The organism is Methanobrevibacter millerae (genome assembly GCF_900103415.1).
Classification (GTDB): Archaea; Methanobacteriota; Methanobacteria; order Methanobacteriales; family Methanobacteriaceae; genus Methanocatella; species Methanocatella millerae.
On the sequence record NZ_FMXB01000001.1, the window covers coordinates 215,501 to 224,934 of the forward strand.

Here is a 9,434-nt window from a genome sequence, read left to right on the forward strand (position 1 = left end):
ATAATATGAGTCTTATGGATCCTCTTGCAGATGCTTTAACAAACATCAGAAATAACGAATTGCAGGTAAACGACTCTTGCGTTATTTCTCCTGCTTCCAAATTGATTGGACAGGTTTTAAGCACAATGCAAAAAGAGAATTATATTGGAAACTTTGAATACATCGATGACAACAGGGCAGGAAAATTCACAGTTGAATTATTAGGTAACATTAACAAATGTGGTGTTATCAAGCCTCGTCACGCTGTAAAGAAAGATGAATTTGAGAAATTTGAAAAAAGATATTTGCCAGCAAAGAACTTTGGTATTTTAATCGTTACAACTCCTGAAGGAATTATGACTCACTATGAGGCTAAGGAAAGAGGAATTGGCGGTCGTTTGTTGGCTTACATGTATTAGGTGATAAAATGGTAGTAGCTGCAGCTATAAGGGAAGAAATTGAAATCCCTGAAGGCGTCGAAGTTATAATTGAAAAAAATGAGGTCACAGTAAAAGGACCTAATGGAGAAGACTCCAGAAAATTTACATATCCTAATGTAAGTATTAATAAAGAAGAAGACAATGTTGTTTTACAAACAGCATTCCCAAAAAAGAAAGACAAAGCAATGATTGGAACCACCAGGGCACACATCAACAATATGATTACCGGTGTAACCGACGGTTTCGAATATCACATGAAAATCGTATTTGCTCACTTTCCAATGACTGTAAAAGTTGAAAAAGATATCGTAACTATAGATAATTTCCTCGGGGAAAGACACCCAAGAACCGCTAAAATTGTCGGTCGTGCTAACGTAGCAGTAAAAGGTGATGAGGTAACAATTACCGGTATCAATAAGGAAGAAGTCGGCCAGACCATGGCTAACTTGGAACAAGCAACTAAAATTAAAGGTAGAGATCCTAGAGTATTCCAAGACGGAATATACTTAACTAGCAAAGAATAAATTGGTGATTATAATGGCTAATAAAAGATTTAAAAGACAAGAATATGCTCGTTATAAAAAACTTGGAATAAAATGGAGACGCCCTAGAGGTAAAACCAGTAAAATGAGAAGATACGAAGCAGGAAAACCTGATATGCCTGCTATCGGATACAGAACCCCTAGAGCAATAAGGAATTTACATCCTTCAGGATATAATGACGTTCTTGTTCACAACATGAAAGAATTAGAAGCATTAAACCCAGAAACTGATGCTGCAAGAATCAGTGCTTCTATGGGTAAAAGAAAAAAACTTTTGATGTTAGATAAAGCATCTGAGTTAGGAATTAAGGTTTTAAATAAAAATATTTAAAATCATGAATTATGTTTATAGGTTATGTCAATTCAGGGGCTTTTATAGAATTGGTTTAACCATTGAAAATAAAAAAACTAAGGGAGTTTAGATAATTTATCTAAATTTATCAGCTAAGCTGAAATATGGAGGATTATATATATGAATCTTACAACTCAAAAGAGATTAGCTGCAAGCATTCTCAAAGTAGGGCTTAATCGTGTATGGATCGATCCTGAAAGAATCGAAGAAGTTTCCATGGCGATTACAAGGGAAGGCGTAAAGCAGTTAATTAACGATGGAGCTATTAAAGCGAAACCTCAAAAAGGTATTAGTAGCTACAGATCTAAAAAAATCGCAGAACAAAAGCAAAAAGGAAAAAGAAAAGGTGCAGGTAGTAGAAAAGGTGCTAAAAAAGCCCGTACTCCTAAGAAGAAACAATGGATGACTACAATCAGGGCTTTAAGAAAAGACCTTAAGGAAATGCGTGAAGAAGAAATTATTGATGCTACTACATACCGCAAGTTATACAAGATGGCTAAAGGTGGAGCATTCAGAAGCAAATCTTACATGAGAAACTACGCACGTGACCATGATTTAATTAAAGGAGAGGAATAAACATGGCTCAAGGATCAAATTACAAAGTACCATTTAGAAGAAGAAGAGAAGGAAAAACTGATTACGGTGCTAGGATTAAATTAATCGATTATGAAAAATCCCGTCTAGTCGTTAGAATTTCTAACGCTCAGGCTACTGTTCAAGTTGTTGATTATGCTCCTGAAGGAGACATTACAATTGCATCAGCTGTTGGTAAACAATTAGCAAACTATGGATATTTAGGAAACACCGGAAATATCACCGGAGTTTACTTAACCGGTTACCTTTGTGCTAAAAGGGCATTGGCTGCTGGCGTCGATTATGCAATTTTGGACATCGGTTTAAGATCCCCAATCAAAGGTTCCAAAATCTTCGCAGCTCTCAAGGGTGCTGTTGACGCTGGTTTGGAAGTACCTCATGGTGACTTCATTTTCCCTGAAGATGAACGTATCAGGGGAGAACATGTAGCTGAATATGCCGGATCTTTAGACGATGAAGAGAAAGCTAAAAAATTCTCAAAGTATTTAGAAAGAGGTCTTGAACCTGCAGATTTACCTGAAAACTTTGATGAAACTATTAAGAATATTGATGAGGCAGAGGAATAACTATGAGTTTTAATATTGATGAATGGGAACCTAAAACTAAAATGGGTGAATTAGTTAAGAATGGAACCATTACTGACATCGATGAAATCTTTGAAAAAGGTCTTCCAATTATGGAATTAGAAATAGTTGATGCCTTGATTCCGGATTTAGAAGAGGAAGTAATGGATGTTAACTTAGTTCAAAGGATGCACAAATCCGGTAGAAAAGTTAATTTCAGAGTAATTGTTGCTGTAGGTAACAAAGATGGTTATGTTGGATTAGGTCAAGGTAAAGCTAAAGAGGTTGGACCTGCAATCAGAAAAGCAGTCGATAATGCAAAATACAACATTATCAAAGTAAGAAGAGGCTGTGGTGATTGGGGTTGTGTTTGTGGAAGAGAACACACCGTACCATTCAAAGTACAAGGTAAAACCAGTAGTGTAAACGTAACATTAATGCCTGCACCTGCAGGAGTGGGTCTGGTAATTGGTGATGTTGGTAAAACCATTTTAAAACTCGCTGGTATTCACGACGTATGGTCTCAATCTTTCGGTCAAACTCAAACTACCGTTAACTTCGCAAATGCAGTATTTGATGCATTAAAAACTTTAAGTGAAGTTAAAGCAAGTAAAGAAGACCTTAAGAAAATGGGAGTTAACTATTAATTGGTGATGATTATGTTTTTAGTTATTAGAGTAAGAGGAACAACCGGTGTCATTCAAAAGGTTGCTGACACCTTACACATGTTAAGACTTAACAGAATCAACCATGCAGTATTAGTTGAAGAAAATCCAAGTTATGAAGGCATGCTTCAAAAATCAAAGGATTACATTACCTGGGGAGAAATTGACGCTGAACTTTTAGCTGAAATTATTGCTAAAAGAGGCAGAATCGAAGGTAATAACAAAGTTACTGATGAATTCGTAGCTGAAAATTCTGATTACGCAAACATTGCTGAATTAGCTGAAGCTTTAATTAATTCTGATGTTAAGTTGGCTGATGTAGGAATTAAACCTGTATTCCGTTTACACCCTCCTAGAAAAGGATACGAAGACATCCGTTTATCCATTAACGAAGGTGGATCCTTAGGTTACAGGGGCGAAGATATTAAAGATCTTGCAAAAAGAATGCTTTAAATAATAGGTGTTTATTATGATTAGAACAAAACGTAAAATCAACAAGCTCAGAGGTTCTAGATCCAACGGAGGAGGCTGTACTAAAAAACGTAGAGGTGCAGGTAACAAAGGTGGAAAAGGTAAAGCTGGAGCCGGAAAACAACACTGGACCTGGACAGTAATTCACGACCCAGATCACTTTGGTAAACACGGTTTCAAAAGACCTCAAAAAATGATTAAAAAAGTTAATTCTGTTAACTTAAGTTACTTAGAAGAAAAAGCAGATGAGTTAATTGCCAGTGGCAAGGCATCCATGGATGGAGATGCAATCGTCATTGACGTAACCGAATTAGGTTATGACAAAGTTTTAGCAAAAGGAAAAATTTCTAAAACTTTCAAGATTTCCGCTCCAAAATTCTCAGCATCTGCAATCGAAAAAATTGAAGAAGTAGGAGGAGAAGCTATAGAATTATAGTTTTTTCCTTAAAAATTTTTTAGAGGAATAAAATGTCATCACTCGAAGTATTAGAGCCATTGTTTAGGTTTTTGCCTGAAGTAAAATCTCCTGTTCACAATCAGGACTTCAATGAAAAACTTAAATGGACTGCTCTTATTTTGGTATTATATTATTTCTTAACTGAAATACCATTATATGGTCTAAGCGCTGCTGCTGTAGACAACTTTGCTGCTTTAAGGGCAGTTATGGCTGGAAGTTTCGGTTCAATTCTTACTTTAGGAATTGGTCCTATCGTTACTGCGTCTATTGTATTGCAATTGTTAGTAGGTTCAAACCTTCTTGATTTGGATCTTTCTTCACACAAGGATAAATCACACTTTCAAGCTACACAAAAGCTTTTATCTATTGTCTTTACAATATTTGAAGCCGGTGTTTTAGTATTAACAGGTAATTTAGTACCTATTGATAATTCTTATCTTGGTGTATTATTCCTTCAACTTGTAATCGGTGCAGTTTTAGTAATTTATCTGGATGAAGTTGTTTCAAAATGGGGATTCGGAAGTGGTATCGGTCTGTTCATTGCTGCAGGTGTATGTCAAGCTATCGTTGTCGGAACGTTCTATTTCATACCTAACGCAGAAGGAATATTCACCGGAGCTATTCCTGGATTTATCCAGTCCGTAGTCAACGGCTCTGCCAATTTCTCATTGCTGATTCCATTGATTGCAACTATCTGTGTATTTGCGGTTGTTGTATATGGTGAATCCATACGCGTTGAAATTCCGATTTCACACGGTTCAGTTAGAGGTCACGGAAGAATCAGAGGTTCAGTCGGTAAATATCCATTGAAATTCGTTTATGCAAGTAACATGCCTGTTATTCTGACAAGTGCGCTTCTGGTTAACGTTTCACTTCTTGCAAACGTTTTCCAAAAGATTGGATTCCCTATTTTAGGTGAAGTCAACCAGGGTAAGGCCGTAAGCGGTCTGGCATGGCTTTTGTCAACGCCTAACAATGTTTCAATGTTCTTTTCTGAGCCCGTGCATGTTATTTTCTATGCGATTTTCTTCCTTGCATGCTGTGTACTGTTCTCATACCTGTGGGTTGAAATCAGTGGATTGAACGCTAAGAAAATTTCAGAACAACTTTACAGTTCAGGTATTCAGATACCTGGTTTCAGAAGTAGTAAACGTCAGTTATATAAGATTTTAAAGAAATATATTCCTGCACTTACCATTTTAAGTGGTTTATATGTAGGTCTCATTGCATTCTTTGCAGATTTAACCGGTGCTTTAGGTGGAGGTACTGGTGTATTGCTTACTGTAGGTATTGTACATAAGCTTTATGAAGAAATGGCTGAAGAACAGCTCATGTCATCAAATCCACTACTCAGAAAGTTCTTGGGAGGAGATTAATCTTCTCCAACATTTTTTAATGAGGGGTTATTATGAAACTTGTAGTATTAACAGGAATTCCAGGTTCAGGAAGTACCACTATCCTAAATAAGGCACTTGAAGAAGTGGATTATTTGCACTTAAATTATGGAGACATAATGACTGAACTTGCAATCGAAGAAAAACTTGTTGAAGATAGGGATGCTTTAAGGAAATTGCCTGCTGAAACTCAAAAGGAGATTCAGGCCAAAGCCGCTAAAAGAATCAATGAAAAGTCCCAGGAAAATAATGTTATTGTAGACACTCATTGTACAATCAACACTCCTTCAGGATTCTTGCCGGGACTTCCGATTTGGGTTTTAGAACAGTTACAACCTGACCTGTTTATTTTGGTAGAAGCAAATCCTGATGAGATTATTTACAGAAGAATGAATGATGATACCCGTTCCAGAGACGTTGAAAAGGCTAAAAATATTCAACTGCATCAGGAAATGAATAGGGCTGCTTCAATGGCATATGCAACAATGACTGGAGCTACCGTAAAGATCATCGAAAACCATGATAATCATTTAGATCAAACAATCTCAAAACTGGTTGACGTTTTAAAATAGGTGAGTTAAATGGCTGATATTTTTAGTATGCTTTCAACTGGCGCAATTGATGCGCTGAATACCATATTCAATCCTATTTTAGCAATGGATCCAAATCCGCAAAATCCTGCGTTAACTGTATTGGTTATTGCATTTTTGGTTTCATTGATTACAACTATTGCTAACAAATATCTGGTTGACCAAGACAAGATGAATGAAAATCAGAAAAAGTCAAGGGAGCTTTCCTCCAAAATGAGAGAAGCCCAAAAGAAAGGAGACGGCAAGGAAATCGCAAGACTTCAGGCCGAGCAGACTGAAATGCTCAAAAACCAGAATGCGGTCATGATGGAATCATTCAAGCCTATGTTCGTTACTTTCATTCCAATCATTTTGATTTTCTTCTGGATGAGAACTTCAGCTATTCATAATTTGGTTCTTATCATGCCTGTACCGGCTTATTGGGTTACTTTAACTCCATTATGGCATTTCATTGGTCAATTCTTATATGGAGGAAAAGCTACTATTCCTTATGGTATTGGCTGGTTATTATGGTATATGATTTGTACTTTCGGTATGAGTCAGATATTAAGAAAATTCTTAGGATTCAAACAAGGGTTCTAATTTAACCCTTGAATCTTATACATTTATTAATGATGAAAGATATAGTAATAGTATTCTATTTTGAATACGCTATTACACAATTATTAAATTTTTTATTATAAAATTAATCAAGGTGATTAAATGCCTGCAAATAGGTTTAGATCAAGATCATATAAAAGAATGAGAAAAAACACTCCTGGTGGAGAAAATGTTTTAAGATACAAAAAGAAGAAACCGTCTAAGCACGTCTGTGCTGAATGCGGTGCAATTTTACATGGTGTTCCTCGCGGACGTCCATACGAAATTGGTAAGCTTTCAAAAACTGCTAAAAGACCTAGCCGTCCATACGGTGGGTACTTATGTACTAAATGTATGCGTAAACTTTTCAAACAAGAGGCTAGAAAATAATGATAATTACTGTTGGCGGATTGGCTGGTACCGGAACAACAACCACTGCTGAATTGCTCAGTGAAAAATTGGATATTCCATACATCTCTGCAGGATTTGTTTTCAGGCAAATGGCAAGCGAGAGAGGAATGTCCGTTCTGGAGTTCAGTGAATTTGCTGAAGGTAATGATGATATAGATAAAGAAATTGACAAAAGACAGGCTGAACTGGCCAAATCTGCAGAAAATTTAATAGTTGAAGGCAGGTTATCAGCTTACTTTGTTGAAGCTGACTTAAAACTTTGGTTAGTGACTCCCTTTGATGTGCGTTCTTCAAGAATTGCCGAAAGGGAATCCAAATCTGTAGAAGTGGCAAAAGAGGAAATAATTACTCGTGAAAACAGTGAAGCTTTAAGATACATGGATATCCATAATATTGACATTAAGAACATGGATATTTATGATTTGATAATCAATACTGGTACGTTCGATCCCGAACAGGTATCAGAAATCATTTTAACAACATTAAAGGTGATATAATGGCATCAATCGAAGTAGGAAGAGTATGTATTAAAACTGCTGGAAGAGAAGCTGGCGAAAAATGTGCAATCGTTGAAATTATCGATGAAAACTTTGTAGAAGTTATTGGTGAAGCTGTTAAAAACAGAAGATGTAACATCGCTCACTTAGAACCAACCGAAGATTCTATCGATGTTTCCGGTGACGCTGACTCTATCAAAGCAGCTTTAGCAGATTTATAGATGAATAATTAACTTTATTCATTATTTTTACTATTTTTTTAGGTTTCATTTATGAAAACAAATTTAATTACAAAATCCAAATCATTTACCAATCCCGAATATGGCTGCAAGCCTGAAGAAAGGGAAATTAACGATTACATTTCTAAAGGAGTTATCAATCTGGACAAACCTTCCGGACCAACATCACATGAAGTAGACTCCTGGATTAAACGAATTTTAAAGCTTGACAAGACCGGCCATGGCGGTACCCTTGATCCTAAGGTCACAGGGGTTTTGCCTGTAGGACTTGCCGATGCCACCCGTGCAATTCAGCTCTTGTTAACAGCTCCAAAGGAATACGTCTGTCTTCTTACATTCCACGCAGACGTTGAGGAAAGCGAGATTCGCCGTGTTTTTGAAGAGTTCACAGGAAAGATTTTCCAGTTGCCTCCTGTCAAGTCTGCAGTAAAGCGTGAACTGAGAACCCGTAATGTCTATTACGCCACAATCTATGAAATAAAAGGCCGTGACGTATTGTTCAGAATAGGCTGTGAAGCCGGAACCTATGTGAGAACCTACTGCCACAACATCGGTGAAGCGCTGGGCGTCGGAGCCCATATGGCTGAACTGAGAAGAACTCAGGTTGGATCTTTTCGTGAAAGGGAGAATCTGGTTACTCTCCAGGACGTAACCGACGCATATCATTTCTATATTGAAGACGGTGACGAGTCATTCCTTCGTGAGGCAATAATGCCTATGGAAAGGGCGGCGGATTACCTGCCGAAAGTCATTCTTAAGGATTCTGCCGTGGATGCAATCTGTCATGGGGCCGATTTGGCAAGCGGCGGAGTAGCTTACCTGTCTGATAATATTAAAAAGGGTGATATAGTAGCTATTGAAACCCTCAAGGGTGAACTTGTCGGTGCCGGTAACGCATTGTTTGACAGCGACGGGATTCTTGAAGCCGAAGGCGGTTTTGTAGTCAATACCTCCAAAGTATTAATGAAACCGGACACCTATCCAAGGCTATGGAAATAGCTTTTAGCTATTATCTTTTTACACTTTTTATTTTTATAGTTACTAACCAAACTTTTATTATAGATGACTGACAAATAATAAATTATGTCAGGCAAATCTAAAATTAATGTTTTTAACAAAATGACAAAAACTGCTTTAGATGAAGAAATAAGTGCTTATGTGGCTTATCATAGGTACTATCAGAGGTTAATTGCAGTTAAAATAGTTAGTGAAGGAAATACAATTGCAGATGCTGCAAATATATTGGGAAAATCCTATCAAACAGTCCACAGATGGATAAAAATTTGCGAATCTGAAGGATTAGAAGGATTAAAACCATCATTTGGCGGAGGGAGGCCATCAAAATTAAATTATGATCAATTAATTGAATTAGATAAAATCATTGAAGAAACACCAAATATGTCAATGAAAGATGTACATCTTCTTGTTAATGAAAAATTTAATGTAGATTATAGTTTAAAGCAAATAGGAAAAATTGTGAGGAAATTAGGATACAATTACAGTAAAGCATATCCTAAATTTTCGAAATCTCCTGAAGATGCAGAAGAACAGCTAAAAAAAACTTAGAAGAACACAATTTATCTTCAAAAGATATTATTGTCTTATTTGATGAAGCATCCTTCCAAAATGAACCCTACACTCAAAAATCATTATATAAAAAA

At 36.6% G+C, this 9,434-nt stretch carries 16 protein-coding genes; all 16 read left to right on the forward strand.

Translation table 11 applies throughout. The annotated features are described in order from the left end of the window. Positions 1-5 precede the first annotated feature (5 nt). The 16 genes from F3G70_RS01095 to F3G70_RS01170 all read left to right on the forward strand — a co-directional run bounded on the left by F3G70_RS01095 (position 6) and on the right by F3G70_RS01170 (position 9,339). Positions 6-398 (forward strand): 30S ribosomal protein S8, encoded by a 393-nt coding sequence (locus tag F3G70_RS01095; RefSeq protein WP_149730867.1) that lies wholly within the window; start codon positions 6-8, stop codon positions 396-398. An 8-nt stretch (positions 399-406) separates the two neighbouring features. Next, positions 407-943, forward strand: a complete 537-nt coding sequence (locus F3G70_RS01100) for a 50S ribosomal protein L6 (RefSeq protein WP_149730868.1) — start codon at positions 407-409, stop codon at positions 941-943. 13 nt (positions 944-956) lie between these two features. Then, the gene (locus F3G70_RS01105) at positions 957-1,292 is read left to right on the forward strand and encodes a 50S ribosomal protein L32e (RefSeq protein ID WP_149730869.1); all 336 of its coding nucleotides are present in this window, start codon (positions 957-959) and stop codon (positions 1,290-1,292) included. Between the two features lie 141 nt (positions 1,293-1,433). Further along, complete coding sequence (locus tag F3G70_RS01110; RefSeq protein ID WP_149730870.1) at positions 1,434-1,889, forward strand: 50S ribosomal protein L19e; 456 nt, start codon at positions 1,434-1,436, stop codon at positions 1,887-1,889. A 2-nt stretch (positions 1,890-1,891) separates the two neighbouring features. Beyond that, positions 1,892-2,473: a 50S ribosomal protein L18 gene (locus F3G70_RS01115; RefSeq protein ID WP_149730871.1), complete on the forward strand. Its 582-nt coding sequence runs from the start codon at positions 1,892-1,894 to the stop codon at positions 2,471-2,473. Between the two features lie 2 nt (positions 2,474-2,475). After that, positions 2,476-3,117 (forward strand): 30S ribosomal protein S5, encoded by a 642-nt coding sequence (gene rpsE / locus F3G70_RS01120; protein WP_149730872.1) that lies wholly within the window; start codon positions 2,476-2,478, stop codon positions 3,115-3,117. A gap of 12 nt (positions 3,118-3,129) precedes the next feature. Beyond that, positions 3,130-3,588, forward strand: coding sequence for a 50S ribosomal protein L30 (locus F3G70_RS01125; RefSeq protein WP_149730873.1), 459 nt, complete (start codon positions 3,130-3,132; stop codon positions 3,586-3,588). A 16-nt stretch (positions 3,589-3,604) separates the two neighbouring features. Beyond that, the gene (locus F3G70_RS01130) at positions 3,605-4,042 is read left to right on the forward strand and encodes an uL15m family ribosomal protein (RefSeq protein WP_149730874.1); all 438 of its coding nucleotides are present in this window, start codon (positions 3,605-3,607) and stop codon (positions 4,040-4,042) included. A 32-nt stretch (positions 4,043-4,074) separates the two neighbouring features. Further along, a complete protein-coding gene (secY, locus tag F3G70_RS01135) occupies positions 4,075-5,439 on the forward strand; it encodes a preprotein translocase subunit SecY (protein ID WP_149730875.1) in 1,365 nt (454 codons plus the stop codon). 32 nt (positions 5,440-5,471) lie between these two features. Continuing rightward, complete coding sequence (locus F3G70_RS01140) at positions 5,472-6,029, forward strand: adenylate kinase (RefSeq protein ID WP_149730876.1); 558 nt, start codon at positions 5,472-5,474, stop codon at positions 6,027-6,029. A gap of 9 nt (positions 6,030-6,038) precedes the next feature. Further along, positions 6,039-6,629, forward strand: coding sequence for a DUF106 domain-containing protein (locus F3G70_RS01145; protein ID WP_149730877.1), 591 nt, complete (start codon positions 6,039-6,041; stop codon positions 6,627-6,629). Positions 6,630-6,749: 120 nt separating this feature from the next. Continuing rightward, on the forward strand, positions 6,750-7,016 hold the full coding sequence (locus tag F3G70_RS01150) for a 50S ribosomal protein L34e (protein WP_149730878.1): 267 nt from the start codon (positions 6,750-6,752) through the stop codon (positions 7,014-7,016). Next, positions 7,016-7,534, forward strand: a complete 519-nt coding sequence (cmk, locus tag F3G70_RS01155) for a (d)CMP kinase (RefSeq protein ID WP_149730879.1) — start codon at positions 7,016-7,018, stop codon at positions 7,532-7,534. Before F3G70_RS01150 ends, cmk begins: the two co-directional genes overlap by 1 nt. Next, complete coding sequence (locus F3G70_RS01160; RefSeq protein WP_149730880.1) at positions 7,534-7,755, forward strand: 50S ribosomal protein L14e; 222 nt, start codon at positions 7,534-7,536, stop codon at positions 7,753-7,755. The genes cmk and F3G70_RS01160 overlap by 1 nt, the downstream gene beginning before the upstream one ends. Before the next feature lie 51 nt (positions 7,756-7,806). Continuing rightward, the gene (locus tag F3G70_RS01165; protein ID WP_149730881.1) at positions 7,807-8,772 is read left to right on the forward strand and encodes an RNA-guided pseudouridylation complex pseudouridine synthase subunit Cbf5; all 966 of its coding nucleotides are present in this window, start codon (positions 7,807-7,809) and stop codon (positions 8,770-8,772) included. A gap of 84 nt (positions 8,773-8,856) precedes the next feature. Beyond that, on the forward strand, positions 8,857-9,339 hold the full coding sequence (locus tag F3G70_RS01170) for a helix-turn-helix domain-containing protein (RefSeq protein WP_149730882.1): 483 nt from the start codon (positions 8,857-8,859) through the stop codon (positions 9,337-9,339). Positions 9,340-9,434: the final 95 nt, after the last annotated feature.

What these genes read in the sequence shown, in the direction of transcription:
- F3G70_RS01145 (WP_149730877.1), top strand. Translation starts at nt 6,039, where the DNA reads ATGGCTGATATTTTTAGTATGCTTTCAACTGGCGCAATTGATGCGCTG.
- F3G70_RS01105 (WP_149730869.1), top strand. Translation starts at nt 957, where the DNA reads ATGGCTAATAAAAGATTTAAAAGACAAGAATATGCTCGTTATAAAAAA.
- F3G70_RS01115 (WP_149730871.1), top strand. Translation starts at nt 1,892, where the DNA reads ATGGCTCAAGGATCAAATTACAAAGTACCATTTAGAAGAAGAAGAGAA.
- F3G70_RS01165 (WP_149730881.1), top strand. Translation starts at nt 7,807, where the DNA reads ATGAAAACAAATTTAATTACAAAATCCAAATCATTTACCAATCCCGAA.
- F3G70_RS01160 (WP_149730880.1), top strand. Translation starts at nt 7,534, where the DNA reads ATGGCATCAATCGAAGTAGGAAGAGTATGTATTAAAACTGCTGGAAGA.
- F3G70_RS01170 (WP_149730882.1), top strand. Translation starts at nt 8,857, where the DNA reads ATGTCAGGCAAATCTAAAATTAATGTTTTTAACAAAATGACAAAAACT.
- F3G70_RS01125 (WP_149730873.1), top strand. Translation starts at nt 3,130, where the DNA reads ATGTTTTTAGTTATTAGAGTAAGAGGAACAACCGGTGTCATTCAAAAG.
- rpsE (WP_149730872.1), top strand. Translation starts at nt 2,476, where the DNA reads ATGAGTTTTAATATTGATGAATGGGAACCTAAAACTAAAATGGGTGAA.
- F3G70_RS01100 (WP_149730868.1), top strand. Translation starts at nt 407, where the DNA reads ATGGTAGTAGCTGCAGCTATAAGGGAAGAAATTGAAATCCCTGAAGGC.
- F3G70_RS01095 (WP_149730867.1), top strand. Translation starts at nt 6, where the DNA reads ATGAGTCTTATGGATCCTCTTGCAGATGCTTTAACAAACATCAGAAAT.
- F3G70_RS01140 (WP_149730876.1), top strand. Translation starts at nt 5,472, where the DNA reads ATGAAACTTGTAGTATTAACAGGAATTCCAGGTTCAGGAAGTACCACT.
- F3G70_RS01150 (WP_149730878.1), top strand. Translation starts at nt 6,750, where the DNA reads ATGCCTGCAAATAGGTTTAGATCAAGATCATATAAAAGAATGAGAAAA.
- F3G70_RS01130 (WP_149730874.1), top strand. Translation starts at nt 3,605, where the DNA reads ATGATTAGAACAAAACGTAAAATCAACAAGCTCAGAGGTTCTAGATCC.
- F3G70_RS01110 (WP_149730870.1), top strand. Translation starts at nt 1,434, where the DNA reads ATGAATCTTACAACTCAAAAGAGATTAGCTGCAAGCATTCTCAAAGTA.
- secY (WP_149730875.1), top strand. Translation starts at nt 4,075, where the DNA reads ATGTCATCACTCGAAGTATTAGAGCCATTGTTTAGGTTTTTGCCTGAA.
- cmk (WP_149730879.1), top strand. Translation starts at nt 7,016, where the DNA reads ATGATAATTACTGTTGGCGGATTGGCTGGTACCGGAACAACAACCACT.